The organism is Streptomyces sp. NPDC088817 (genome assembly GCF_044750345.1).
Taxonomy (GTDB): Bacteria; Actinomycetota; Actinomycetes; order Streptomycetales; family Streptomycetaceae; genus Streptomyces.
Map to the genome: position 1 here is coordinate 1 of NZ_JBIVJN010000036.1, position 25,030 is coordinate 25,030.

Below are 25,030 nucleotides of genomic sequence, written 5' to 3' on the forward strand. Positions count from 1 at the left end.
GTGACTTACTGCCCCTCACTGTTCGGGTTCCGGGGATCGGTGTACGGCTCCAGCTCGTCGGGCCGGAAGTAGTGGAAGCGGCCGTACCAGGTGTGCAGTTCGGCCGCGGGGTCGTCGTCGAGGGTGACGGCGAGGTGCACGCTGCCGTCCACGTCGTGGAAGACCGCGGCCACGTGTGCGGTCCGCCCGGCCAGGAACATGTCCTGGGCGTCGGAGCCCCGGCCCCGGGGACGCAGCAGGACTCGGCTGCCGCCTCCCACGGGCACGCCGTCGACGAGCACCGTCTCCGTGGTGGGGGAGAGGCCGTCGTCACCGCCCTCCTGCCACCAGGCGGGCCGCTCCACGCCGGGGCCCCCGGGAGCGGCGGGCCCGGCGGGGGCCAGCGAGCGGATGGCGCCGTGCAGCCGGGACAGGACCTCCGGCGGCATGGTGTCCACCCGGTCCAGGATCGCGGCGGCGCGCGGGTCGGTGGCGCGGGCCTCGCGCTTCTCCTCGTCCGTCAGGAGCATCGTCCGCAGCGTCAGGATCTCGTCGATCTCCGCCGCGTCGTGCAGATCGCCCGGGCTCTCGGGCGCGACCTGCGGATGGTCGGGCAGGATGATCGGCGCGGACAGCAGCACGGGGCCGGTGCCGCCGCCGTCCGGGGCGGGCGGTGCGCCGCCGAGGACGGGGAAGGTGAACGCGTTGTGGCAGTCGCTGACGTGCTCCAGCAGGTCCGCGGGCGGGTCGGTCAGCGAGACGAACTCCACGCCCGTGCCGCCGACGAGGGTGTGCGTGGCGACGAGCGCCTGGCGCAGTGCCGCGTCCCGCGGGGCCCGCGGGTCCGCCGCGTGCCCGGTGTTGTCGGTGCGCACGCGCAGCCGGACCAGGCCGTCCGCGAGCCGCTCGGCCGTGAGCGTGGTGTCCGCCCGGATCTCCGCGCGCCGCCGTACGATCCGCCCGGCGCCCCCGGGCAGCGGCTCGCTCTCCTCGCCGGCCGCGGCTCCCACGGGGGCGGTGTGCTCCCGAAGCAGCAGGTCCTCCACCGGTACGACGAGGTCGCTCTCGCGCGGCACCGCCTCGTCGAAGGTCAGGTGGGTCGTGCCGTCGCCGGTCCGCAGCGACTCGACGGGACGGTGTGCGCCGTCCGGGCCGCTCTCCTCCACCTGCTTGTGCTGCGTCTGGAGGTAACGCACCCGGACCCGCAGAACGGCGTCGGGCGCGTGCACCCGCACCAGGCACTCGGTCCGCTGGTACCAGGAGTCGGCGGAGCCGGACACGCCGACAGTGACGGGCCCGTCGTGCTCCACCCAGTTCCGCGGCAGCAGCACCCCGAACTGCCAGCGGACGCGGTTCTTGGGGGAGGAGCGCCGGTACGGATAGAGCAGGTAGCCCTCGTAGAGGACGGCGTCGGCGACCGCGCCCACCTGCTCGAAGGGACGCCCGCCGGAGCCGACCGGCACGGCACCGTCGCCGCCCACGGCACCCTCGACCACAGCATCCGGCATCTGGCTCTCCTCCGACTCGCAGGTTCGCCATGCCTTCCACCACCCACCCACCCCTCACGCGCTCTCTCCCCCTCCTGCCCAGCGCTGTTGAGCCGTCCGGGGGAGCGGTGGCTGCCCGGGCGTCCGCTCAGCCCGGCAGGCGCGGCACGCGCAGGGCCAGCAGCGCCACGTCGTCGTCGTAGCCGTCCTGCTGGCCGAGCAGCGCGTCGCACAGCGCGTCCAGCGGGGCGGCGGCCAGGGCGGCGGCTTGCTCCGCAAGGTCCCGCAGGCCGGCGTCGATGTCCCGGTCACGGCGCTCGATCAGGCCGTCGGTGAACAGCAGCAGGGTGCTCTCCGGGGGCAGCGGGTGCCGGTGGTCGGGGCGGGGCAGGCCCGGCTCCACGCCGACCGGGATGCCGTGCGCGTCCGGCGCGAGCCACTGGGCCGTGCCGTCGGCGGTGATCAGCAGCGGGGGCGGGTGACCGGCGTTCGTCCAGTTCAGGACGTACCCGGTGGCCGGTTCCCGCTCGATGCGGGCCAGCACCAGGGTGGCGGCAGGCGGCTCGTCGAACGCGGAGAGCGCCCGGTCGAGCCGGTCCACGATCAGGCTGGGCGGCCCGCACCGGTCGAAGGCCAGGGCCCGCAGCATGTTGCGGATCTGCCCCATCAGCGGCGCCGCCTCCACGTCGTGCCCGGTCACGTCACCTACGACGAGGAGAACCGCCCCGTCGGGCAGCCCGAGGGCGTCGTACCAGTCACCGCCGAGGTGGGGAAGCTCGGAGGCCGGCTCGTAGCGGGCCTCCACGAGCAGCGGGGACAGGTCGGGCAGCACCGGCAGCAGACGGCGCTGGAACTGCTCGGCTGACCGCTTGAGCCGCCCGTACAGGCGGGAGTTCTCGATGCTGACGCTCGCGGCGCTGGCCAGCGCGGTCAGCAGGGCCTCGTCGGCGTCGGCGAACGGCGTGCCGTCCTCCTTGTCCGCCAGGTAGAGGTTGCCGTAGACGGTGTCGCGCACGGTCAGCGGGACGCCGAGCAGCGTGGTCATCACCGGGTGGCCGTCCGGGAAGCCGACCGCGCGGGGGTCGGTGGCGATGTCGTCGACCCGCAGCGGCTCGGGTTCCTCGATCAGGCGGCCCAGCAGTCCGTGGCTCCGCGGGAGCCCGGACTCGGCAAGCAGCCGATCGGCGTCGGGGGCGCCGACGGTGATCAGGTCGATGATCTCCCCGCCCTCGCCGAGCACGCCCAGGGCGCCGTAGCGGGCGGCAACGAGGTCGGTGCCCGCCCGCACCAGATGCCGCAGCACCGCGCGGGTGTCCATGTCGGCGCTGATGGCCACCACCGCGTCCAGCAGGCAGTGCAGCCTGCGCCGGTCAAGGCTGAGCTGCCGGATCTGGGCGCCCAGCTCCCCGGCGGCCTCGCCACCCCGAGTCCGGCCGCCTTCCGGAGCCGCGCCCGTCCCCTGGCCGGCCGCCGCTTCCGGCTCCGGTCGCCATGGATCGTCCGACATGGGGCACCTCCCGGCAGGGCCGGTGCTCGTCGGTGCTCGTCCTCACTCACCGTACGGGCCCCCGCACGGCCACCTTACGCCGAGCGGGGAGCGAAAGCCCGAAGGTGGCGGCGCACCGGCGTACGCTACGGAACTGCCCGGCTCAGGTCCCCTCGTGAGGAAGAGTCACCGTGATGCAGAAGATCTCCCTCGACGCCCTCGCCCGCGAGCACCTCGGACGCGCCGAGTCGTCCTCGGCCGGCCGCAGCGCGGAGACCGTCTACGGCGGCCACGAACACGTGCTGCGCCAGACCCTCATCACCCTGCGCGCCGGCGCGGCCCTCGCCGAGCACGACAACCCCGGTGAGGCGACCGTGCTGGTGCTGCGCGGGCGCGTGGTGCTGCGCAGCGGCGACACGTCGTGGGAGGGCATGGCGGGGGACCTGCTCATCGTGCCGCAGTCCCGGCACAGCCTGGAGGCCGTGGAGGACGCCGCAGCCCTGCTGACGGTCACCAAGGCGCCCTGACCAGCGCATCGTCCGCCGCACGTATGGCTCGCGGCCGCTCCGGGTACCCGAACGGCGCCCGCGACGAGATGAGGAGCGCGCGATGGCTCCCGCGAAGCAGAGGACGGCGTCCGTACGCGGTGGAGGACGGGCGTCGGCCCGTGCCACCAAGCGGTACGACGCGATGCCCGAACTCGACGGCGAACCCGATCTGCTCGGTCAGTACCTGCGCCAGATCGGCGCCACACCGCTGCTCGACGCGGAGGGCGAGGTGCGCCTCGCCCGGCGCATCGAAGCAGGTCTGCAGGCCACCGAGGAACTGAGCCGCGCCGACGAGGCCGGCCCCGAGCTCGCGCCGGAGCGGCGGCGGGAACTGGAGGCCGCCGTACGGGACGGCCAGGAGGCCAAGGACCACATGGTGCGGGCCAACCTCCGGCTCGTCGTGGCCATGGCCAAACGGCACGCCCACCGCGGGCTGCCGCTGCTCGACGTCATCCAGGAGGGCAACCTGGGGCTCATCCGGGCCGTGGAGAAGTTCGACCACACCAAGGGGTTCAAGTTCTCCACCTACGCCACCTGGTGGATCCGCCAGGCGATGGAGCGCGGCCTCGCCACGCACGCGCGTTCCGTGCGGCTGCCGATGCATGTCGTGGAGCAGCTGCAGAAGCTCGCCAAGATCGAGCGCAAGCTGCAGCTCCGCCTCGAACACCAGCCGACCGTCGAGGAGGTCGCCCGCGAGAGCGGCCTCGCCGAGGACAAGGTCGTCTGGCTGCGGCGTGTCGGCCGGCAGGTGGTCAGCCTGGACATGCCGGTGGACGACACCGGAGAGACCGTGGTCGGCGATCTCATCCCCGACACGGAGGTGCTGCAGGCCCCCGAGGTCGCCGAGTACCAGGCGCTGGCCGAGGAACTCCGGGAGGCCGTCGACACCCTGGCACCGCGCGAGGCCCTCATCCTCAGCCTGCGGTACGGCCTGCACGACGGGCACCAGCGCACCCTGAACGAGGTCGCCCAGCACGTGGGCCTGACCCGGGAGCGGGTACGCCAGCTGGAGAAGCAGTCACTGGCCCGGCTCAGGGAGCAGGAGCCGGGAGAACGGCTCCTGGCGTGGGCGAGCTGAGGCCCGCGGGCAGAACAGTGCGCCCGGCACGATCGCCGGGCGCACTGTTCCCTACCGGCCGCCGCGACGCTCGGCGGCCGTCACCAGCGGTACCAGCGGCCCCTGCGGCCGCCGGCGCCCTCAGACCGAGCGACGAAACCGAGCAGCCACAGCACGAGCACGATGATCGCGATCCACCACAGCGCCTTCAGTGCGAACCCGGCGCCGAAGAGGATCAGAGCGAGCAGGAGAACGAGCAGCAAGGGAACCATGTATATCAACCTCCGGACCTTCGAATGCCCGGCCTACGCCTGAACACACCCTGGGAATTGCGGTGTTTCCGCAGGCGAAGCAGGGGAACTCGTGGATGCTGCCCATGAGTCGGCCGGTGCGGCCGGACGGGGTCGGACGGAGGTCGGCTTCCGGCGTCGAGCCGGAGCCGGCCCAGGGTGCGCGGATCTCCGGAGGCAGAGGTGACGGTGCGTCGTATCGGCCTGGTCGTCCACGGCGGGCGCGGTGAGGCCGCGGCTGCCGCCCGCCTCGTGCGCGAGTGGTGCGCCGAGAACGGCGTAGGGTGCGCGGACATCGACGTGTGGCACGACGGGGGGCGGCGCAGCGCCCGGGAGGAGATCGAGGCCGCGGGCGACCCGGACCTCGTCGTCACCCTGGGCGGGGACGGCACGTTCCTGCGCGGTGCCCGGCTGGCCGCCGTGAACGACGCCCTGGTCCTGGGCGTCGACCTCGGCCGGGTGGGTTTCCTCACGGAGGTGCCCGTCACGGTCGTACGCTCCGCGCTGGACGCCGTCGTCGCGGAGCGGCTCACCGTGGAGAGCCGGATGATGCTCAACCTGCGCGCCTCGCGCCGCCTCGAGGTGCCGGCCGACATCGAGGAACTGATGCGCTACGGCCGCCGTCCGCTCCTGCCGCCACCGAGGGTGCGCGCCGACTGCCAGGCCGGCGGTGACTGGGGCATCCCGCTGAACGTGACCGCGCTGAACGACGTCGTGCTGGAGAAGCTGGCCCGGGACCGGCAGGTGTCCGTCGGCGTCTACCTCGCGGGCCGCCTCCTGGCGTCCTATTCCGCCGACGCGCTGCTGGTCGCCACCCCGACCGGCTCCACCGCCTACAGCTTCGCCGCCGGGGGCCCGGTCGTCTCGCCCCGCGCGGACGCCCTCGTCTTCACGCCGGTCGCCCCGCACATGGTCTTCAACCGCTCGGTCGTGGCGGCACCGGACGAACCGATCGGCCTGCGTGTCCTGGACCGCTCGGGCCAGGCCGCCGTCACCATCGACGGCCAGTTGCGCGGTGTGCTGGACCCCGGTGACTGGATCGGCGTCTACGCCGCGCCGCGCCGGCTGCGGGCCGTCCGCCTCGGCCCCATGGACTTCTACGGCCGTCTGCGGGAGCGCATGAACCTCACCGACGCCCCGGCCGCGGTCGCCGACGGCACCCCGGCCCCCCTGTGGCCGGTGACGTCGCCGCGACCGGCCGACCTCGCCCACCTGGCCCTGCCGGCCCGCCCCGGCGAGGTCTCACGGGTTCCGTGAGTCCGGAGGCGGACTGTCCGGCCGCCGCTCAGGTGCGGGCTCCGCGGAGAGGCGGTGGGCGGTGAGGGCGGCGAGGTCGTCGTCGAGGCGTCCGTCGCTGTAGTCGAGCAGATCCGCGTGCAGGCGCTCCAGCAGCGCGCCGGGCGGAAGCCCTGTCCAGGGCCGGACGCGCTCGGCGAGCGGGTAGAAGGTGCCGGTGGAATCGCGGGTCTCGGTGACGCCGTCGGTGTACAGCAGCAGCGTGTCGCCGGGCCGGAAGGGCACGACGTCCACCCGGTACCCGCCGCCGAGCAGCCCGCCGAGGTTGATGGGCGGCGAGGGGTCGGTCGGTTCCAGCTCGCCGACCCGGTCGCCGCTGACCAGCAGCGGAGGCGGGTGGCCGCAGTTGACGAGACGCACGACGTGCTCGTCGTCGGGGATCTCCGCGAACACCGCCGTCACGAAGCGCTCGGCCGCCTCGGTGCCGGCGAGCTGCTCGGCGTAGCGGCTCATGCTGCGCTCCATGCGCCGGGCCAGACCGGCCAGGTCGGGCTCGTCGGGCGCGGCCTCGCGGAAGGCCCCGAGCATCGTCGCGGCCGTCTCCACGGCGACCAGGCCCTTGCCGCGGACGTCGCCGACGAGCAGCCGCACTCCGTCCGCCGTCGGCACCGCCTCGTACAGGTCGCCGCCGATCTGCGCCTCGGCCGCCGCGGAGAGGTACAGGGTCTCGATGGAGACCTGGCCGAGCCGGTGGGGGACCGGGCGCAGTAAAACGCGCTGCGCGGTCTCGGCCACGGAACGCACCGTGGCCAGGGTGTGTTCCCGGCGCGCACGGTGCCAGGCGAGGATCGTGCCGAGGATGCCCACCACGAACGTGCAGATGTAGTTGGCCACGTAGTGGCGGTCCCACAGATTGCCCACGGTGCGGCCCGCGCAGCACGGGGTGCCGGCCAGGACGCCCTCCAGGACGATGGCGAACACCGTGACGGCGGCCACCACGCGGGGGCCGTACCCGAAGGCGGCCACCAGTGGCAGGGCGGTGAGCACGAAGCTCACGGGCCACAGCGCCGGGGTGACCGGCTCGACGGCGAGGACCACCACGACGTAGAAGACCGGCAGCCAGCGCAGCCACAGGGGCTGGGCCGGCAGCTGCGACCGCCCCCTCGGCTCGCGCGGGCGGCGGTCCTCGCGGAAAGACTCAGGCGGCCTGTTCACAGGTACTCCCGGCGGCTTGATCAAGACCACCAGCCTGCTGTGCCGTACCGTCACCGCCTCGGCATTGCTCCAGGCAAGGGCATGTCAGCGAGGCCTCGGCGGCCCTCGCGTACGGGCACGACCGGGGCGCCGCGCGCGTCGCGCGCCCCGGTCGTACGTGACGTGGCCCGCCCGGTCAGGACGCCGTGCAGGCTCCGAGCACCGGTGTGGAGTTGTTGCCGTTCTTCGCCGCGGTGAAGCCGAAGCTGGTCGAGGCCCCCGCCGCGAGACTGGCGTTGTAGGAGGCGGCGCGCACGGTCATGACGTTGCCGCTGCTGTCCCAGCTCGGGGTGCCGTTCCACAGGCTGGCGACCTTCTGCGGCGAGCTGAAGGTCAGCGTCACGGTCCAGCCGTTGATCGGGGCGGAGCCCGCCTTCACGGTGACCTCGCCGTTGTAGCCGTCGGTCCAGTCCGAGGTCCTGGCGAAGGAGACCGTGCAGGTCGCGTTGCCGCCGGGGTTGCCACCGCCGGGGTTGCCGCCGTCCCCGCCCCCGCTGCTCGAGCCGCCGAGCGCGGCGAGGGCCGCGTCGTACGCGGGCTTCTTGCCGTAGTTGGAGTCGAACAGCAGGGGAGTGCCGCTGCTGCGCCACGAGTACTTGTCGGTGATCCCCCAGACGGTGAGGCCCGTGCACCGGGTCACCGCGAGGCAGGCCTTCACGACGTTCGAGTAGTTGTTGGCCTGGGCGGTGCCGGAGCCCTCGATGTCGAGCTCGGTGATCTGCACGTCCACCCCGAGGTCGGCGAAGCGCTGCAGATTGGCCTGGTAGTCGGAGGGGACGGGGGAGGCGCTGTTGAAGTGGGACTGGAAGCCCACGCAGTCGATCGGCACACCGCGGGCCTTGAAGTCCTTGACCATGGCGTAGACCGCGTTGCTCTTCGCGTTGACGCCGTCGGTGTTGTAGTCGTTGTAGCAGAGCTTGGCGTTCGCGTCGACGCCGCGGGCCGTGCGGAAGGCCTCCTCGATGAAGCCGCTGCCGAGCTTGTCCGCGAACGGGGAGCTGCGCAGGGCCCCGCTGGAGCCGTCCTGGTACGCCTCGTTGACCACGTCCCAGGCGTAGATCTTGCCCTTGTAGTGCTGCATGACCTGGGTGATGTGGTTGTTCATCGCCGAACGCAGGTCGGTGGCGGCCAGGCCGGAGACCCACGAGGGGAGCTGGGAGTGCCACACCAGCGTGTGCCCGCGGACCTTCATGTTCTGGCTCTGGGCGTGGCTGACGATCTGGTCGGCGGAGCCGAAGGTGAAGGTGTTGCGGGTGCCCTCGGTGGCGTCCCACTTCATCTCGTTCTCGGGCGTGACCTGGTTGAACTCGCGGTCGAGCGTGCCGGCGTAGGCCGACTCGCCGAGGTGGCTCGCGGCGACGGCGGTACCGAAGTAACGGCCCTTTCCGGCCGCGGCGGAGGCCAGGGTGTCGGCGGCCGCGGCGGTGTGCGCCAGGGCCGTGACGGTGGAAGCGGCGAGCAGGACGGCGGTGAACGCCTGCGCCGCCCGTCTGGGCATGGGCATGCCATCTCCGATTCTCGAAAGTTTCGCTGCCAAGGTCGAATGTGACGCGCAGGTTACGAACAGAACCGGGGTCGGTCAACGGTTCGCGCACGGCGGACCGTGGGATGGCCGAAGCTTGACCTCCCGCTCCACCTTTGGGAGTTGCGGGTGGCTCCAGTGGTTGACGCGGCGGTGCGCCGCCTCTAGCGTGACGCGGCGCCTTCCCGAAATCGATACGAATGTTTCGAAACAAAGGACGCCGACATGCCCCGAACCCGAAGAAGGCACGGACTCCGCACCCTGCTGACGGCCCTGCTCGCCGGTGTGACCCCCCTGCTCGCGGCACTCCTGCTGTCCGCGCCGAGCGCCCACGCCGCCTCGCTGACGGAGGTGACCGGATTCGGCGCGAACCCCAGCAACCTGCGCATGTACGTGTACCGCCCGGACAGCGCCCCGGCCCGCCCGGCGGTGCTCGTGGCCGTGCACTACTGCACCGGATCGGGGCCCGCGTTCTACTCGGGCACCGAGTTCGCCTCGCTCGCCGACCGGTACGGCTTCATCGTCGTCTACCCCTCGGCCACGCGCAGCGGCGCCTGCTTCGACGTGTCCTCGCCGCAGGCCCTCAAGCGCGGCGGCGGAAGCGACCCGGTCGGCATCATGTCGATGGTCACCTACGCCCAGCAGCACTACGGGGCCGACCCGGCGCGCGTCTTCGTCGCCGGGGCCTCCTCGGGGGCGATGATGACCAACGTCCTGCTCGGCGACTACCCCGACGTGTTCAAGGCCGGCGCCGCCTTCATGGGCGTGCCCTTCGGCTGCTTCGCCACCACCGACGGCTCCGAGTGGAACAGCGCCTGCGCCAACGGCACCGTGATCAGGACACCCCAGCAGTGGGGCGACCTGGCGCGCGGAGCCTACCCGGGCTACACCGGCCCCCGGCCGCGCATGCAGGTGTGGCACGGCACCGAGGACACCACCCTGCGCTACCCGAACTTCGGTGAAGAGATCAAGCAGTGGACCGACGTCCTGGGCGTGAGCCAGACGCCGGCCTTCACCGACCACCCGCAGTCCACCTGGACCCGTACGCGCTACGGCGGCACCGGCACCCAGGCGCCCGTCGAGGCCGTCAGCATCCAGGGCGTCGGGCACAGCCTGCCGACCTCGGGCATGGCCGCCCGCGCCATCTCCTTCTTCGGGCTGGACTCCACGACCACACCGCCGCCGACCGACCCGCCCACCACACCGCCGGCGGGCGCCTGCCGGGTGGCGTACACGACCAGCGCCTGGAACACCGGGCTCACCGCCTCCATCACGGTGACCAACACCGGTACCGCGCCGATCGACGGCTGGGCGCTGGCCTTCACCCTGCCGGCCGGCCAGACCATCACCTCCGGCTGGAACGCCACCTACTCCCCGGCGAGCGGCGCCGTCACCGCCCGCAACGTCTCCTACAACTCGGCCCTGGCCCCCGGAGCCTCCACCACCCTGGGCTTCCAGGCCAACCACACCGGGAACACCGGCAGCCCGGCATCCTTCACTCTCAACGGAGCCGCCTGCCAGGTGAGTTGAGACAGCACGCGAACGCGCCCCGGCGGATTCCGCACAGCTCGGGGAATCCGCCGGGGCGCGCGGTGTGTGCGAGCCTCAGACAGGGGGGCCGGCGTCCTCGGGACGGATACGGCCCCGCCAGGCACCCGTCTCGCCTCCGTGCTCCTCGATGAACTGCTTGAAGCGCTTCATGTCCCCCTTGACGCGCCGGCCGACCACGCCCAGCATGTCCCCGGCCGTCTCCACGGGGCCGCCGGGCTCGACCTCCATGACCAGTTCCACCCGGGTGTGCGTGTCGTCGACGCGCTCGAAGCGGACCGAGCCCTTCTGCCGGGTGTCACCGGTGGTGCTGCGCCACGTGATGCGCTCGTCGGGCAGCTGGTCGACGATCTCGGTGTCGAATTCACGCCGCACCCCGCCGACCCTGGTGGTCCAGCGGTTGTGGCTGTCGTCGAGCTGCCTGACCTCCTCGACGCCCTCCATGAACCGCGGGAACTCCTCGAACTGCGTCCACTGGTTGTAGGCGGCGTGGACGGGGACGTCGACCTCCACTGTTTCCCTGACCGTGCTCATCTGCGCCTCCTGTCTCGCGGACCGGCGGCGGAACGGGTTGTCCCGCCGCGGACCGGCGACGGGTACCCGCGGGAGCCCGGTTCACGACCGTTCGGCGAGGGTCAGCCGAGCTGCCCGGTGCGGGCGGCCCGCCACAGGTCGACGCCGCCGTCGGTGGCGTGCTTGTCGATCTCGGCCAGCTCCTCGGCGCTGAAGTCCATGCGGTCGAGGGCGGCCACGTTCTGCTCCAGCTGCTCCACCCGGGAGGCGCCGATCACCAGGGAGGTGACACGCTCGTCGCGCAGCGCCCAGGCGAGCGCCATCTGGGCGAGGGTCTGCCCGCGGCGGGCCGCCATGTCGTTCAGGGCGCGCAGCCTGCGCAGCATGTCCTCGGAGAGCCAGGCGGTGTCGAAGGAGGTGCCCTGCGCCGCGCGCGAGTCCTCGGGCACACCGTCCAGGTAGCGCCCGGTCAGCAGCCCCTGGGCCAGGGCGGTGAAACCGATGACGCCGAAGCCCTCCTCCTCCGCGACGTCGAGCAGCCCCTCGTTCTCGATCCAGCGGTTGACCATGCTGTACGAGGGCTGGTGGATGAGCAGCGGGGTGCCCAGCTCGCGCAGGATGGCGGCGGCCTGGCGGCTGCGCTCGGAGTCGTAGGAGGAGATGCCGACGTACAGGGCCTTGCCCTGGCGGACGGCGGTGTCCAGGGCGCCCATCGTCTCCTCGAGCGGCGTGCTCGCGTCCAGCCGGTGGGAGTAGAAGATGTCGACGTAGTCCAGGCCCATGCGCTTGAGGGACTGGTCGAGCGAGGCGAGCAGGTACTTGCGGGAACCGCCGCCCTGGCCGTACGGGCCGGGCCACATGTCCCAGCCCGCCTTGGTGGAGATCACCATCTCGTCCCGGTACGGCGCGAGGTCCTGCTTCATCAGGCGCCCGAAGTTGATCTCCGCCGAGCCGTAGGGCGGGCCGTAGTTGTTCGCCAGGTCGTGATGGGTGATGCCCAGGTCGAAGGCGCGCAGGGCGATCTCGCGCTGGGTCTCGAAGGGCCGGTCGTCGCCGAAGTTGTGCCAGTAGCCCAGCGAGAGGACGGGCAGGTCGAGCCCTGACTGCCCGGTGCGCCGGTAGCGCATGGTGCCGTGGTAACGCTCAGCATCCGCGACGTAGGTCATCGGGTGGTCTCCGAGTGGTGCGATGATGGGGCGTCTCCCCGGGATCGGAGGGACGCCCCCACCTTGCTCCAGCATGATCCTGAAGTCCAACCGCTTCGTTCCATCGGACTCAGCGCCGGCGCTTCTGAATCAGGCGTACGGGTGCGGCTCAGGAGTCGCGCGGTGGCGCGGTGAGGTGCTCGCCGAGCTGCTCGACGAGTTCGCTCATGGTGTGCCCGACGAGCCCGGCGTCCGCGTCCTCGGTGGTGATCACCGCCAGATGCGCGCCCTCGCCGGCCTCGACGATGAACAGCACCCCTCCGTAGAACTCGGTCATCGCCGAGCGGACCCCGCCGGTGCCGTCGCCGAACTCGACGGAGGCGCCGTGCGACAGGGACTGGATGCCGGCGGCGATCGCGGCGAGCTGGTCGGCCTGGTCGGGGGTGAGCTCCGGGGTGCGGCACAGCTTCAGTCCGTCACGGGACAGCACGAGCGCGTGCCGCGCGCCCGGGGTCCGCTCCAGCAGGCCCTCCAGGAGCCAGGTGAGCTTGTCGTCGGCGGTGGTCTGGCCGGTCATGAGGTGGTGTCGCCTTCCTGGGCAGAGCCTGGCACTCGCCAGTTACACGTGTTGTCAACTGCCGGTCACTATACGGAACTTGGTGATCATCTTGGCAAGCCCCGGGACGAATCTCCCTGGTGGAGCCGTTCAGTTGGGGGCCGGGGCCTGCACCATACGGCCGAAGCGGTGGCCGGTGGGCGCGGCGGGGACGCGCCGGATCGCGATCAGGGCCACGTCGTCGTCGAGGCGCCCGCCGGTGTGGGCGAGCAGGTCACGCTGGACGTGGTGGAGCAGGGACTCCGGGGAGCCGTCGGCCCAGTGGGTCGTCCGCTCGACCAGCGGGTAGAAGACACCGCGGCCGTCACGGGCCTCGACGGCCCCGTCGGTGTAGAGCAGCAGAGTGTCGCCGAGGCCGAAGGGCAGTACGTCGACGACTGAGCCGTTCGGGTCGGTCAGGCCCACCCCGAGCGGCGGGGCGGGGCTGAGGTCCGGCATCGTCACCGACCGGTCCGGTCTCAGCAGCAGCGGTGCCACATGGCCGCAGCTGGTCAGCCGCACGATCGGTTCGTCGTCCGGGATCTCGATCAGCAGGGCGGTGACGAAGCGCTCCCCGGCCTCCTCCTCCGGTTCGAAGTCGGACAGATAGCGGGTGATGCTCCGCTCCAGGGAGGCGGCGAGCGAGGGCAGGGCGGCGTGGTGGTGGGCGGCCTCGCGGAACGCGCCGAGCAGCAGGGCCGCCTCGCCGATGGCGGGCAGCCCCTTGCCGCGTACGTCGCCGATCATCACCCGCGCGCCGCTCGCGGTGCGGGCGGCGGCGTAGAGGTCGCCGCCGATCGACGCCTCGTCCTCGGCGGCCAGATAGAGGGAGGCGAGCTGAAGCGGCCCCAGCCGGGTCGGCAGGGGCCACAGCAGCACCCGCTGGGCGGCTTCGGCGACCGACCGGACCTGGGCCAGCTCGCGGGCGCGGCGGTCGCGGACCGCGCACAGGGCCACGACCAGCAGGGAGAGCACCGCGAGGGCGATCATCTGCACGAACACTTCCCGGGACGGCAGGATGCCCAGCCGCCAGCCGGCGAATCCCTGGGCCGCCACCGCGGCGGCGCCGATGACCCCGGTGAGCCACGGTCCCTCGAACCAGGCGGTGATCGCGGGAGCTATCACCAGCAACGGCCCGAGCACGATGTCTGACGGGGCCACGATGTCGGACACGGTGATGAGGACGATGAGCGCGACCGGGATCAGCATCAGTATGTGGCCTGACTGCCGCCCCTGCGCCCGGTCGCCGAAACGCCCCTGCCAGGAACTCACGCCTACCACAGTGCACCGCTGCGCCATGGCGTGCGAGCGCAGTCACCCGGTCCACCGGCCGGGTACGGCACCCCGTCGGGCCGCCGCCGGCCCGTCCCGCCGAAGTACGGCCCGGCGGCCGGGCCGCGAGGACGGAAGCCCCGGAGTGCCCCTGGCGCCGGGCGCCTGTTCGGGTGGCCCGAGCCCTGCGGCACCGGGCGAGTACGCACGGCTCGCCCGGAGTGGGATCCGCCTGACGTGGACTCGGTGCGGCGGTCGTGACGGTGACCGGGTGGGCCTGCGGTCCCGGGGGCCGGCTCCGGTGCGGGAGGAAGGGGCGTCGGTTCGTTCACCATGCCATCGCGTCCAGAAGCGCCTCGGGGTCCGGCTCCGGGCCGCCGTCCAGGCTCAGTTCCGCCCAGATCACCTTGCCGTGCGGCACGTAACGCGTGCCCCACCGGTCCGCGTAGTGAGAGACCAGGAACAGGCCCCGGCCGCCCTCGTCGGTGGTCGACGCCCGCCTGAGGTGAGGCGAGGTGCTGCTGCCGTCCGACACCTCGCAGATCAGCGTGCGCCCGAGCAGGATCCTGACCCGCAGCGGCTCGGCGCCGTAGCGGATGGCGTTGGTCAGCAGCTCGCTGAGCACCAGTTCCGTGGCGAAGCAGGACTCCTCCAGCCCCCAGTCGTGCAGCCGGCGGGTGACCTCGCCGCGCACCCGGGAGACCGCCTCCACGTCGAACGGCACGTCCCAGACCGCCACCCGCGAGGGATCCAGCAGCCGCGTCCGGGCGACCAGCAGGGCCACGTCGTCGCTCGGGTGCTCCGGCAGCATCACCTCCATCAGCGCCCGGCAGGTCTCCTCCGGGGTCCGGTCCGCGGGCGCGACGGTCTCGGCGAGCATCGACAGCCCCTCGTCGATGTCCCGCCCGCGGTCCTCGACCAGACCGTCGGTGAACAGCACGAGCCGGCTCCCCTCGGGCAGGCTCAGCTCACCCGACTCGAACGGATGCCCGCCCACCCCCAGCGGCGGCGCCAGGGGAAGGTCCGGGAAGGTCACCCGCCCCACGGGATCCACCACGGCCGGTACGACGTGCCCCGCGCGGGAGATGGCGCAGTGCCCGCCCACCGGGTCGTAGATGGCGTACAGACAGGTCGCCCCCGTCACCGCGGACACCTCGCCGTCCGCGCTCGCCGTCTGGGTGTCGAGACGCATCACCATCTCGTCCAGATGACCCAGCAGCTCCTCGGGAGGCAGGTCGAGGGACGAGAAGTTCAGCACCGCCGTGCGCAGCCGCCCCATCGTCACCGCCGCGTGCAGCCCGTGCCCCACGACGTCGCCGACCACCAGCGCCACCCGGAAACCGGGCAGGGGGATGACGTCGAACCAGTCACCGCCCACACCGGACTGGGCCGGCCGGTACCGCCACGCCACCTCGAGCGCGTCCTGGTCGGGCAGGTCCCGGGGGAGGAGACTGCGCTGCAGCGTCACCGCCATCGCGTGCTCGCGGGAGTAGCGGCGCGCGTTGTCGATCGCCACCGCCGCACGGGCCACCAGCTCCTCGGTGACCGCGACGTCCTCCTCCTCGAACCGGGGCGAGCCGCCACCCCGCCAGAAGTTGACCATGCCGAGGAGCACTCCCCGCGCCCTCAGGGGCACGGTGATCAGCGAGTGGATGCCGTGGTCGAGCACCCGCACCGCGCCCTGGGGATCCCGGGACCGCCAGTCCTCGGCGCGGTGCAGGTCCGGCACCAGCACCGCCTTGCCGCGTGCCAGGGCCACCCCCATCGACGTGTCGGCCACCACGAACTGGATGAGGTCGCCCACCGGCTGGAGCGGGCTGCGCGCGTTCGCCTCGTGCAGCGCGGTCCGCCGCATCCGGTGCATCGCCCCGGTGGGCTCCTCTCCCTGCAGTACGGACTCCAGCAGCTCCACGGTGACGTTGTCGGCCACCCGCGGGACCGCCACCTCGGCGAGTTCCTGCGCGGTGCGCCGTACGTCCAGCGTCGTGCCGATCCGCACCCCGGCCTCGTACAGCAGCGTCAGACGTTCCCGCGCCAGCTCCGCCCGGCCCGACAGGGCCCGCAGTTCGGTGGTGTCGCGGAAGCTGGCCACCAGGCCCGGCGCGGTGCCGTACGGGGTGGTGCGCCGGGTGTTGACCGCCAGCAGCCGGTCCCCGGCCGGGAACACCGCGTCGGACGCGACCTCGCCGGACTTCAGCAGCCGCGCCATCTCCGGTCCCAGGCCCAGTTCCGTGACGTGCCGCCGGTCGGCGTCGCGGGGGAGGTCCAGCAGCCGGCGCGCCTCGTCGTTGGCGAGCAGCACCCGTCCGTCGGCGTCGACGATCAGCACGCCCTCGCGCACCGCGTGCAGCACGGCGTCGTGGTGCTCGTACATGCGGGTCATCTCCGCGGCGCCGAGGCCGCGGGTCTGGCGGCGCAGCCGCCGGGTGACCAGGAAGGTGCCGCCGGTCGCGAGCACCACGGCCAGCGCCGCCGCGTCCAGCACCATCGGGATCTGCTGGTCCAGCAGGTGCCCCAGGGTCTGGTACTCGATCCCCGCGGTGACGATGCCGACCACGTGCCGGCCGGCGACCTCCACGGGCACCACCGCGCGTACGGAGTCGGTGGGGCTGCCGTGGAACGTCTCGGTGAAGGTCTTGCCCGCGATGGCGCGGCCGATCGCCTGGGCCGGGGTGCCGATCAGCCGCGGCTCGGGGTCGGTGAGCCGCACGCCACGCTTGTTCAGCACGGAGATGAAGTCGACGCCGGAACTCAGCTGAGCCTTCTCCGCCGGGATCTTCAGCAGCGCCGACGGATCGGGCGACTGGAGGGCCACCGCCGTACCGGGTGCCTGGGCGAACGCCTCCGCGACGGCCAGGGAGCGCGCCTTGGCGATGTTCTCCCCGTCGTACCGCCGCTGGAGCACCACGGCGGTGGCGGCCGCGGCGACGAGCACCAGGACGACGATCACCTGCAGCAGGAAGACCTGCGCGGCCACCGTGCCGGGCCGCCAGGACGGTGGAAAACGGAAACCGTCGGCGCTCCGGGCCGTCCAGGTCGCCGGACGGCCGCGTGCCTGATCGTCCGCCCGACGCTCTCCGAACGGCGGCTGCGCTGCCCTCCGGGGCTGGTGGGAACGACCGACCATGTTGTCATTTCTAACACCGCGCTTCCCCGCCGGGCGACCGGTATGTCTGCTCCATCCCTATACGGGCCGGTCAAGTCCTGCGTGGATCGGTGGTTTTGCCCAGATATCACTGGGGAGAGGCTGTTCCGCCCAGATCGTCTTGCCGGAGCCGGTGTACCGGGTACCCCAGCGCTGGGCGAGCTGGGCGACCAGGAACAGGCCCCGTCCGCCCTCGTCCGTGCTGCGCGCGCGCCGCAGGTGCGGGGAGGTGTGGCCACCGTCCGACACCTCGCAGATCAGGGTGCTCTCGTGGATGAGCCGCAGACCGATCGGCCCGCGGGCGTGCCGGATGGCGTTGGTGACCAGTTCGCTGACGATCAGCTCGGTGGTGAAGGCCAGCTCGTCCAGGCCCCACTGGGACAGCCGGTCGCTGACGTCGTCGCGCACCACGCGCACGGCCGACGGGTCGGCGGGCACGTCCCAGGACGCCACGCGGTCGGGGCTGAGGACGCGGGTGCGGGCGACGAGGAAGGCGACGTCGTCCCGCGGCCGGTCGGCCAGCAGGGCGCGGACCATGACGTCGCAGATCTCCTCCAGCGGCCGGTCGGGGTGGGCCAGGGCGAAGCACAGGCGTTCGATCCCGACGTCGACGTCCTGTTCCGCCGCCTGGATCAGCCCGTCGGTGTAGAGGGCGACGACGCTGCCCTCCTCCAGCGGGATCTCGGCCGACTCGAACGGCAGGCCGCCGAGACCCAGGGGCGGCCCCGCGGGGATGTCGGGGAACTCCACGGGCTCGGTCAGGTGCGCGACGGCCGGGCTGGGATGTCCCGCGCGGGCCACGACCATCGTCCGGGCGATGGGGTCGTAGATGGCGTACACACAGGTCGCGCCGGCCGCCACCGGGCCCTCGGCGGCCGCCTCCGCCTCGTCCGACAGGCGCATCACCAGGTCGTTCACGTGCGCCAGCAACTCGTCGGGGGACTGGTCCAGGTCTGCCAGCGTCTGCACGGCGGCGCGCAGCCGGCCCATGCTGGCCGCGGCGTGCAGGCCGTGCCCGACGACGTCGCCCACCACCAGCGCGACCCGGGCGCCGGAGAGCGGGATGACGTCGTACCAGTCACCGCCCACCCCCGACTCCGCGTCGGCGGGGAGATAGCGGTGGGCTACCTCGACGGCGTTGTGCGGGGGCAGGTTCGGCGGCAGCAGGCTGGTCTGGAGGGTGAGCGCGGCCTCGTGCTCGCGGGCGTAGCGCCGGGCGTTGTCCACGCACACGGCGGCCCGCGCCACCAGATCCTCGACCAGGAGCTGGTCGTCCTCGGTGAAGGGATCCGGGTTCTCCCAGCGCAGCAGGGTCACCACGCCCATCGTGACGCCGCGGGCCCGGAGCGGCAGCACCAGGTGCGTGTGCACGCCGAACCGGTTGATCCCCGTCCACCGCACAGGGTCGTCGGGCAGCCAGGGTGTCCCCGGGCCGAGTGCCTCGCGGCTGGGCTCGCCGGTGGCCAGACACCGGTTCTGCAGCGATCCGGACGGGTACCGGATGGGTTCGCCGACCTCGGCGATCACCTTGGGCAGGTCCGGCCGGATCGACAGATGGGCCGCCCTGCGCAGCGTGACCGGGCCGTTGGGAGAACGGCCGGGCAGGCCCTTCCCGGTGGTCGCGACGTCCAGGAGGTCGATGGCCACGAAGTCGGCGAGCTGCGGGACGGCGACCTCCGCGAGTTCCTGGACGGTCCGGCCCAGGTCCAGTGTGGTGCCGATGTGTTCGGCGGCGGCGTTCAGCAGCACCAGCCGCTCGCGGGTGGGATCGGGGGTGCTGACGTTCCGGGCGGCGTAGCAGATGCCGAGCGCCGCGCCCGCCGCGTCGTGCAGCGGGAAGAAGGAGCGCGGCCGGGCACGCTCACGACCGGCCCGCCCCGGCCTGCCGCCCCGGGGCGCCGCGTGGGCCACGGTCACCTGGCGCTGCCCGGAGACCATCCTCCGCCGTGCGTACCGCGTCACCACACCCGACCCGGGCCCCGCACGGGCGCCGGCCGACGCGGTCCCGGCCGGGCTGGCGCCGGTCGCGGCGGAGTCGGCCGGGGCGGGGCCCGTGGGGCGGGTGTCGGGTGGGGCCGGTGCGGCCAGGAGCAGCCAGTCGCGGCGGTTGTCGGCGGTGAGCAGGGGACACACCCGTACGGCGAGCCGCACCGCGTGGCCGGCGCGGTGGCGAACCGCGACCACCGCGTCCCCGGCGTGATCGCTCCGGCACAGCCGGGACATCGCGGCCGTCGGGTCGCGGCCGCGCAGCAGCGCCCGCGCGGGATGCCGTACGACCTCGGCGGCGGAGTAGCCGAGCAGGTCCTGGGCTCCCTGGCTCCAGTAGGTGATCAGCCCGTCGGCGTCCACGACCGCGACAGCCGCGGTCGTGCTGAACGGATCGCTCGGACTCGTACCGCTCGCGCCGTTGATGCCCATGCCTTCATCCTCATCCACGGGCAGGACCCCCACCAGCCAGGACCTCCACCGGCCATGGTGCCATCGGGGGCGGCGTCCCGCCGCCCGGGAAACGGACGGCGTGGGGGAGGCGCGCCGAGGGGCCCTAGGCTCCCGCCCCCAACGCCCCCAGTGCCTTCAGCGGCTCGTCGGTCAGCCGGTACACCGTCCACTCGTCCTGCGGGCGCGCCCCCAGGGCCTCGTAGAAGCCGATCGCCGGCCGGTTCCAGTTCAGGACCGCCCACTCCAGGCGCTCGTACCCGCGTTCGACGCACACCCGGGCCAGTTCCGTCAGCAGGGCCCGGCCGTACCCGCCGCCGCGCGCCTCCGGGCGGACGTAGAGGTCCTCCAGGTAGATGCCGTGCACGCCCCGCCAGGTGGAGAAGTTGAGGAACCACAGGGCGAAGCCCACCACGTCGCCGCCCGCGTCCTGCGCGATGTGCGCGAACGCGGCGGGGCGCTCGCCGAACAGCGCCTCGGCGAGCTGTTCCGGCGTCGCCCGTACCTCGTCCAAGGCCTTCTCGTACTCGGCCAGTTCGCAGATCATGGCGTGGATGACGGGGACGTCGGCGGGGGTCGCGGTGCGAATCATGGGCGCAGTCTCACACACCGCGCCCCGCCGTCGGACAGCAGGTACAGCAGGTACTGCAGGTGCGGATCAGACCGCGGGCGCCGGGTAGGTCGGGTACTCCACCCCGGAGACGTACTGGACGACGCGGATGACCTGGCAGGAGTAGCCGAACTCGTTGTCATACCACAGGTAGAGGATCGCGTTGTCGCCCTCGACCTTGGTGGCGCCGGCGTCGACGATCGAGGCGTGGCGCGAGCCGATGAAGTCGCTGGAGACCGCGTCGGGGGCGCTGGTGAAGTCGATCTGCCGCTTGAGCGGCGAGGTCAGCGACACGTCGCGCAGGTAGTCCAGGACCTCCTCGCGGCTGGTCTCGCGCGCCAGCTGCAGATTGAGGATGGCGATCGAGACGTCCGGCACCGGCACGCGGATCGAGCTGCCGGTGATCTTCGCGGTGAGGTCGGGAAGCGCCTTGGCCACGGCGGAGGCGGCGCCGGTCTCGGTGATGACCATGTTGAGCGGCGCGGAACGGCCACGGCGCTCGGCCTTGTGGTAGTTGTCCAGCAGGTTCTGGTCGTTGGTGAACGAGTGGACGGTCTCCACGTGGCCGCGCAGCACACCGTACTCGTCGTCCATCGCCTTCAGCGGCGGGACGATGGCGTTGGTGGTGCAGGAGGCGCAGGACAGGATCTGCTCGTCCGGCTTGATGGTGTCGTGGTTGACGCCGTGGACGATGTTGGGGACGTCGCCCTTGCCCGGCGCGGTCAGCACGACCTTGTCGATGCCGGGGCGCAGGTGCTTGGACAGGCCCTCGCGGTCGCGCCACTTGCCGGTGTTGTCGATGAGGATGGCGCCCTTGATGCCGTACGCCGTGTAGTCGACCTCCGACGGGTCGTTGGCGTAGATCACCTTGATCGCGTTGCCGTTGGCGACGATCGTGCTGTTCGCCTCGTCGACGGTGATCGTGCCCTGGAACTGGCCGTGGATGGAGTCGCGGCGCAGCAGCGAGGCACGCTTGACGATGTCCTGGTCACCGCCCTGGCGGACGACGATGGCGCGCAGCCGCAGGCCGTTGCCGGAGCCGGCCTTCTCGACGAGCAGACGGGCCACGAGCCGGCCGATACGGCCGAAGCCGTAGAGGACGACGTCGCGTCCCTCGCGGCTCTCGATCTTGTTGGCACCGGTGGCGCCGGCGACGGCCTCGGCGGTGAACTCCTCCACCGTCAGGCCGCGCGCGTCCTCGCGGTGCGTGGCGGCCAGCATGCCGATGTCTATCTGGGACGGCCCGAGGTCGAGCGTGGTCAGGGCCCGCAGGAAGGGGAGCGTCTCGGTGACGGACAGCTCCGCACCGGCGATCTGACGGGCGAACCGGTGGGTCTTGAGGATGCTCACCACCGACTTGTTCACCAGGGAGCGGCTGTGGAGGAGGACGGTGACGTCCCGCTCCCGGTGCAGCTTCCCGATCATCGGGATCATCGACTCCGCGATCTCTTCGCGGAGCTTCCAGTTGGTGAACGAGTCGTCGTTGACAGTCACAGATCTATCTTTCGAGCTAGGCGGCGCTCATATGCTAACCCCACGGATTTTTGATCATGACAGTGGGCCGTACCCGCGGTCGTGCGGGGTACGGCCCATGATCGGGAAGCCTCGGTGACCGGGTCCCTTCGGTGCGGACGGGTTACGGATCGGGCGCGCGCCCGGCGCCAGCGTCACCGGCGCCTGCGGCGGGTCATCCCGATGGTGAGACCCATGGCGGCGAGCCCCAGGAGGGCCGTGATCGCGCCCACCCAGCAGTTGTTCCAGATGACGCCGGCCCGGGAGCCGTGGGCCGCGGGCACGACCCAGGGGGAGATGATCAGCCACAGGCCGAGCGGGGCGACGATCCATGCCAGGCGGAACATGCGCTCGGGGGCCAGGGTGAGGCCAAGGCCGACCAGGGCGACGGTGATGCCGATGATCAGGTTGTTGACGGCGAGGTTCGGCTGGGCGGAGAAGTGCACCACCCAGGGGGAGATCGCGGCGTAGACACCGGCCAGGACGATCATTCCCTCGATGACGATCGCCCGGTTGCTGGCGGCCGTCCGTTCGAGGCGTTCTCGCATCTCGGCGATCTCCGGGTGCGAGCTCATGCCGGTGGAGTGCTGCGGATACGACATCGCTGCCGTCTCCTCTCCGTGAGATTGCCAGTGTGGAGTTCTCCTAAGACCCAAATTCCCCCTTATGTCGTGTTTATATCTTTCCGTCCCCATTCTTGTGGTGAGTTGCGTCACAGGTGAGCCCTGGGTGGGGAGTGCGGAGCCGTCCGTCCGCGGGGAGCGCGCCGCCGTCTGTCAATCTTGTCGGGCGTACGTCAGGAAAACGCCGATGACGTGCGCGGACCAGGGGACAGGGGAGGGCGAGTGACGGGGGCAGAGGTACCCGACGAGTACCTGACGGGGTACGTGCAGATCCTGGACGACGTCTGTGCCACCGGGCGCCGGCTGACCCGGGACGAACTGGACCTGCTGCGCGCCCACGGGGAACGGGCGGCGGAGGACGGCCACGGACTGCGCCGTCTCGTCCGCCGGCACCTCGCCGAGGCGAGGGCCTTCGCGCCCGCGCTGGCGTCCGCCGGAGTCGAACAGGTGCTCACCGCGGTCGAGCAGGCCGTCGACGCGTTCGCCGAGGGCCACGACCGCGCGCAGAAGCTCGCCATGCGCAAGGAGGAGGCCGCGCGCCGGGAGTTCATCGACGACCTGCTCTACGGCCGCAGCGACCTCGGGCGGCTGGGCGAACGCGCGGAACTCTACGGGCTGCTCTTCTCCCGTGCCCACGCGGTGGCGGTGGCCCAGGGCGGGGAGCCCGTCGACGACACGCACCCGGCCGCCCGGTACGTCGAGAACGAGGTGTTCGCCCGGTTCGGTGACCGGCGCATCCTGCTCACCACCAAGGACGGCCGGCTCGTCTGCATCGCCCCGGGCGACCACGACGACGTCCTGGCGTTCTTCGCCAAGCAGGCGTACGCCTCCAACGAGGGCGGCCGGGTCGCGATCGGGCGCCCCCACCCGGGTGCCGGGGGAGTGGTCCACTCCTACGAGGAGGCGCTCAACGCCCTGGAACTCGCCGACCGGCTCGATCTCCAGGATCCCGTCCTGCGGGCCGCCGACCTTCTGGTCTACCCCGTGCTGACCCGCGACCGGCAGGCCATGGCCGACCTGGTCCGCGACATGCTCGGCCCGCTGACGGCCGCGCGCGGCGGCGCCCAGCCGCTCCTGGACACGCTGACCGCCTACTTCGACGCCGGTTGCACGGCCGCGGAAGCGGCCCGCCGCCTCAACCTCAGCGTGCGTGCCTTCACCTACCGCCTGGAGCGCATCCACAAGCTGACCGGAGCGGATCCGGCGGACCCCGTGCACCGCTACACGCTCCAGACCGCCGTGATCGGCGCCCGCCTCCTCGGCTGGCCCACCGCAGAACTCTGAGGGCCACGGGCCACGAGCCGGCACGTTTCCCGCCCCTGCTCGAGCCCGAGGACGGCCCCACCACCTTCGGCCCGGGTGATGGCGGCGTCATCGCTCTTGGCCCCGGCGACGGCGGCGTCACCGGGCTCGGCCCGGGTGGCGGTGTCACGTCGTGGTGGTGGGGTTCACTCCACTGACCGTCCATAACGAGCGGGGCCCTCCGAGCGGTGTGAGCCTGGTGAGGGATTCGGTGGGTGCGTCGCGCCGCCGTGGCCCGGAGAACCGCGCGTTCTCCCCGGCCGGTCCGGCCGGTACCGCGACGTCCGTCCCGGCATGCCGCGACCCTCGGGCCGCCGGCTGCGACCGACTCCCCAACCGACTCCATGGGAGGCCGACGACATGACGACCCAAGGCGGCACCGCTGAAGTCAGCCGGGAGCCCGCGACGCCCGAGGAACGCCCGGGGATCGACGAGATCACCATCCTCTGGATCTCCGAGGGCATGAGCTGCGACGGCGACACCGTCTCACTGACCGCGGCCGACCAGCCCTCCATCGAGGACGTGGTGCTCGGGCTGATCCCCGGTCTGCCGAAGGTGAACCTGGTCAACAAGGTGCTCTCGCCGAGCCTGGGCGGCGAGGACTTCCTCGCCCCCTACCGGGCTGCGGCACGCGGTGAACTGGCCCCGTTCATCCTGGTCATCGAGGGCTCGATCCCGAACCAGCGGATCATCGAGGGGGACGGCTACTGGACGTCGTTCGGCAACGACCCCGACACCGGTGAACCGCAGACGCTGAACTGGTGGATCGACCAACTCGCCCCCCGCGCCTGGGCGGTGGTGGCGGCCGGCACCTGCGCCACCTACGGCGGCATCCACGCGATGGCGGGCAACCCGACGGGCTGCATGGGCCTGGCCGACTATCTGGGCTGGGACTTCAAGGCGGAGAGCGGCCTGCCGGTGGTCAACGTGCCCGGCTGCCCGATCCAGCCGGAGAACTTCATGGAGACCCTGATCTGGGTCCTCTACCACGCGGCGGGCTCGGCACCGCCGCCACCGCTGGACCACATGCTGCGCCCCCAGTGGCTGTTCGGCAAGACGGTCCACGAGGGCTGCGACCGGGGCTCGTACTACGAGCAGGCGAGCTTCGCCACGGACTACAACTCGCCCAAGTGCCTGGTGAAGACCGGCTGCTGGGGTCCGGTAGTGAACTGCAACGTGCCCAAGCGCGGCTGGATGGCGGGCATCGGCGGCTGCCCGAACGTCGGCGGCATCTGCATCGGCTGCACCATGCCGGGCTTCCCCGACGCGTTCATGCCGTTCATGGACGAGCCGCCCGGAGGCACCCTCTCGTCGATGCTGGTCAAGCCCTACGGGGCGGTCATCCGGCGACTGCGCGGCCTGACGAACGACATGGTGAACCACGAGCCCAAGTGGCGCCACAACAAACGCAAACTGACCAGCGGTTTCGACCCGCGCTGGCGTCCCTGAGGGAACGAGGTCCAGACCGAG

General features: G+C 72.1%; 20 protein-coding genes. 6 read left to right on the forward strand and 14 right to left on the reverse strand.

The features are described from left to right. Nucleotides 1–5: 5 nt before the first annotated feature. Both ACIP4X_RS35255 and ACIP4X_RS35260 read right to left on the reverse strand, forming a co-directional pair. Nucleotides 6–1,487 carry a hypothetical protein gene (locus ACIP4X_RS35255; protein ID WP_391460393.1) on the reverse strand — a complete coding sequence of 494 codons (1,482 nt, stop codon included), beginning with the start codon at nucleotides 1,485–1,487 and terminating at the stop codon, nucleotides 6–8. A gap of 127 nt (nucleotides 1,488–1,614) precedes the next feature. Then, nucleotides 1,615–2,973: a SpoIIE family protein phosphatase gene (locus ACIP4X_RS35260; protein WP_391460391.1), complete on the reverse strand. Its 1,359-nt coding sequence runs from the start codon at nucleotides 2,971–2,973 to the stop codon at nucleotides 1,615–1,617. Between the two features lie 173 nt (nucleotides 2,974–3,146). On the opposite strand from ACIP4X_RS35260, the gene ACIP4X_RS35265 reads away from it, so the two are divergent. Both ACIP4X_RS35265 and ACIP4X_RS35270 read left to right on the forward strand, forming a co-directional pair. Beyond that, nucleotides 3,147–3,479 carry a cupin domain-containing protein gene (locus ACIP4X_RS35265; RefSeq protein WP_358738145.1) on the forward strand — a complete coding sequence of 111 codons (333 nt, stop codon included), beginning with the start codon at nucleotides 3,147–3,149 and terminating at the stop codon, nucleotides 3,477–3,479. Between the two features lie 82 nt (nucleotides 3,480–3,561). Then, nucleotides 3,562–4,578, forward strand: coding sequence for a sigma-70 family RNA polymerase sigma factor (locus tag ACIP4X_RS35270; RefSeq protein WP_391460389.1), 1,017 nt, complete (start codon nucleotides 3,562–3,564; stop codon nucleotides 4,576–4,578). 80 nt (nucleotides 4,579–4,658) lie between these two features. On the opposite strand, the gene ACIP4X_RS35275 is transcribed toward ACIP4X_RS35270, so the two are convergent. After that, complete coding sequence (locus ACIP4X_RS35275; RefSeq protein ID WP_326805696.1) at nucleotides 4,659–4,829, reverse strand: hydrophobic protein; 171 nt, start codon at nucleotides 4,827–4,829, stop codon at nucleotides 4,659–4,661. Nucleotides 4,830–5,030: 201 nt separating this feature from the next. On the opposite strand from ACIP4X_RS35275, the gene ACIP4X_RS35280 reads away from it, so the two are divergent. Next, nucleotides 5,031–6,104, forward strand: a complete 1,074-nt coding sequence (locus ACIP4X_RS35280; protein WP_391460387.1) for an NAD(+)/NADH kinase — start codon at nucleotides 5,031–5,033, stop codon at nucleotides 6,102–6,104. Here ACIP4X_RS35280 and ACIP4X_RS35285 read toward each other — a convergent pair. Together ACIP4X_RS35285 and ACIP4X_RS35290 are read right to left on the reverse strand one after the other, a co-directional pair. Next, nucleotides 6,090–7,232 carry a SpoIIE family protein phosphatase gene (locus ACIP4X_RS35285; RefSeq protein ID WP_391460396.1) on the reverse strand — a complete coding sequence of 381 codons (1,143 nt, stop codon included), beginning with the start codon at nucleotides 7,230–7,232 and terminating at the stop codon, nucleotides 6,090–6,092. The two genes, ACIP4X_RS35280 and ACIP4X_RS35285, sit on opposite strands and share 15 nt — an antisense overlap. A 241-nt stretch (nucleotides 7,233–7,473) precedes the next feature. Next, nucleotides 7,474–8,841 carry an endo-1,4-beta-xylanase gene (locus tag ACIP4X_RS35290; protein ID WP_391460385.1) on the reverse strand — a complete coding sequence of 456 codons (1,368 nt, stop codon included), beginning with the start codon at nucleotides 8,839–8,841 and terminating at the stop codon, nucleotides 7,474–7,476. A 243-nt stretch (nucleotides 8,842–9,084) separates the two neighbouring features. Between ACIP4X_RS35290 and ACIP4X_RS35295 the strand changes: the two genes are divergently transcribed. Next, entirely contained in the window at nucleotides 9,085–10,389 is a 1,305-nt protein-coding gene (locus tag ACIP4X_RS35295; protein ID WP_358738153.1) for a PHB depolymerase family esterase, read from the forward strand. Nucleotides 10,390–10,464: 75 nt separating this feature from the next. Here the strand turns inward: ACIP4X_RS35295 and ACIP4X_RS35300 are convergent, their stop codons facing one another. The 9 genes from ACIP4X_RS35300 to ACIP4X_RS35340 all read right to left on the reverse strand — a co-directional run bounded on the left by ACIP4X_RS35300 (nucleotide 10,465) and on the right by ACIP4X_RS35340 (nucleotide 22,237). Beyond that, complete coding sequence (locus tag ACIP4X_RS35300; RefSeq protein ID WP_358738155.1) at nucleotides 10,465–10,941, reverse strand: SRPBCC family protein; 477 nt, start codon at nucleotides 10,939–10,941, stop codon at nucleotides 10,465–10,467. A 101-nt stretch (nucleotides 10,942–11,042) separates the two neighbouring features. Then, nucleotides 11,043–12,086: an L-glyceraldehyde 3-phosphate reductase gene (gene mgrA / locus ACIP4X_RS35305; protein WP_358738157.1), complete on the reverse strand. Its 1,044-nt coding sequence runs from the start codon at nucleotides 12,084–12,086 to the stop codon at nucleotides 11,043–11,045. A gap of 148 nt (nucleotides 12,087–12,234) precedes the next feature. After that, nucleotides 12,235–12,642, reverse strand: a complete 408-nt coding sequence (locus ACIP4X_RS35310; protein WP_100572724.1) for a roadblock/LC7 domain-containing protein — start codon at nucleotides 12,640–12,642, stop codon at nucleotides 12,235–12,237. A 129-nt stretch (nucleotides 12,643–12,771) separates the two neighbouring features. After that, entirely contained in the window at nucleotides 12,772–13,869 is a 1,098-nt protein-coding gene (locus ACIP4X_RS35315) for a PP2C family protein-serine/threonine phosphatase (protein WP_358738171.1), read from the reverse strand. Between the two features lie 391 nt (nucleotides 13,870–14,260). After that, nucleotides 14,261–17,059: a SpoIIE family protein phosphatase gene (locus ACIP4X_RS35320; protein ID WP_358738158.1), complete on the reverse strand. Its 2,799-nt coding sequence runs from the start codon at nucleotides 17,057–17,059 to the stop codon at nucleotides 14,261–14,263. 57 nt (nucleotides 17,060–17,116) lie between these two features. Next, on the reverse strand, nucleotides 17,117–19,495 hold the full coding sequence (locus tag ACIP4X_RS35325; protein ID WP_358738160.1) for a SpoIIE family protein phosphatase: 2,379 nt from the start codon (nucleotides 19,493–19,495) through the stop codon (nucleotides 17,117–17,119). A gap of 124 nt (nucleotides 19,496–19,619) precedes the next feature. After that, entirely contained in the window at nucleotides 19,620–20,105 is a 486-nt protein-coding gene (locus ACIP4X_RS35330) for a GNAT family N-acetyltransferase (RefSeq protein ID WP_358738162.1), read from the reverse strand. A gap of 66 nt (nucleotides 20,106–20,171) precedes the next feature. Continuing rightward, nucleotides 20,172–21,617 (reverse strand): glyceraldehyde-3-phosphate dehydrogenase, encoded by a 1,446-nt coding sequence (locus ACIP4X_RS35335; RefSeq protein ID WP_358738164.1) that lies wholly within the window; start codon nucleotides 21,615–21,617, stop codon nucleotides 20,172–20,174. A 173-nt stretch (nucleotides 21,618–21,790) separates the two neighbouring features. Further along, the gene (locus ACIP4X_RS35340) at nucleotides 21,791–22,237 is read right to left on the reverse strand and encodes an SPW repeat protein (protein WP_358738166.1); all 447 of its coding nucleotides are present in this window, start codon (nucleotides 22,235–22,237) and stop codon (nucleotides 21,791–21,793) included. A 243-nt stretch (nucleotides 22,238–22,480) separates the two neighbouring features. Here ACIP4X_RS35340 and ACIP4X_RS35345 point away from each other — a divergent pair, with 243 nt between their 5' ends. After that, a complete protein-coding gene (locus ACIP4X_RS35345; protein ID WP_358738168.1) occupies nucleotides 22,481–23,542 on the forward strand; it encodes a helix-turn-helix domain-containing protein in 1,062 nt (353 codons plus the stop codon). Nucleotides 23,543–23,920: 378 nt separating this feature from the next. After that, on the forward strand, nucleotides 23,921–25,009 hold the full coding sequence (locus ACIP4X_RS35350; RefSeq protein ID WP_358738169.1) for a hydrogenase expression protein HypE: 1,089 nt from the start codon (nucleotides 23,921–23,923) through the stop codon (nucleotides 25,007–25,009). Nucleotides 25,010–25,030: the final 21 nt, after the last annotated feature.

Coding starts and splice junctions, on each gene's coding strand:
- ACIP4X_RS35255 (WP_391460393.1), bottom strand. CDS start 1,487: ATGCCGGATGCTGTGGTCGAGGGTGCCGTGGGCGGCGACGGTGCCGTG.
- ACIP4X_RS35260 (WP_391460391.1), bottom strand. CDS start 2,973: ATGTCGGACGATCCATGGCGACCGGAGCCGGAAGCGGCGGCCGGCCAG.
- ACIP4X_RS35265 (WP_358738145.1), top strand. CDS start 3,147: ATGCAGAAGATCTCCCTCGACGCCCTCGCCCGCGAGCACCTCGGACGC.
- ACIP4X_RS35270 (WP_391460389.1), top strand. CDS start 3,562: ATGGCTCCCGCGAAGCAGAGGACGGCGTCCGTACGCGGTGGAGGACGG.
- ACIP4X_RS35275 (WP_326805696.1), bottom strand. CDS start 4,829: ATGGTTCCCTTGCTGCTCGTTCTCCTGCTCGCTCTGATCCTCTTCGGC.
- ACIP4X_RS35290 (WP_391460385.1), bottom strand. CDS start 8,841: ATGCCCATGCCCAGACGGGCGGCGCAGGCGTTCACCGCCGTCCTGCTC.
- ACIP4X_RS35295 (WP_358738153.1), top strand. CDS start 9,085: ATGCCCCGAACCCGAAGAAGGCACGGACTCCGCACCCTGCTGACGGCC.
- ACIP4X_RS35300 (WP_358738155.1), bottom strand. CDS start 10,941: ATGAGCACGGTCAGGGAAACAGTGGAGGTCGACGTCCCCGTCCACGCC.
- mgrA (WP_358738157.1), bottom strand. CDS start 12,086: ATGACCTACGTCGCGGATGCTGAGCGTTACCACGGCACCATGCGCTAC.
- ACIP4X_RS35310 (WP_100572724.1), bottom strand. CDS start 12,642: ATGACCGGCCAGACCACCGCCGACGACAAGCTCACCTGGCTCCTGGAG.
- ACIP4X_RS35315 (WP_358738171.1), bottom strand. CDS start 13,869: ATGCTGATCCCGGTCGCGCTCATCGTCCTCATCACCGTGTCCGACATC.
- ACIP4X_RS35320 (WP_358738158.1), bottom strand. CDS start 17,059: ATGGTCGGTCGTTCCCACCAGCCCCGGAGGGCAGCGCAGCCGCCGTTC.
- ACIP4X_RS35325 (WP_358738160.1), bottom strand. CDS start 19,495: ATGGGCATCAACGGCGCGAGCGGTACGAGTCCGAGCGATCCGTTCAGC.
- ACIP4X_RS35330 (WP_358738162.1), bottom strand. CDS start 20,105: ATGATTCGCACCGCGACCCCCGCCGACGTCCCCGTCATCCACGCCATG.
- ACIP4X_RS35340 (WP_358738166.1), bottom strand. CDS start 22,237: ATGTCGTATCCGCAGCACTCCACCGGCATGAGCTCGCACCCGGAGATC.
- ACIP4X_RS35350 (WP_358738169.1), top strand. CDS start 23,921: ATGACGACCCAAGGCGGCACCGCTGAAGTCAGCCGGGAGCCCGCGACG.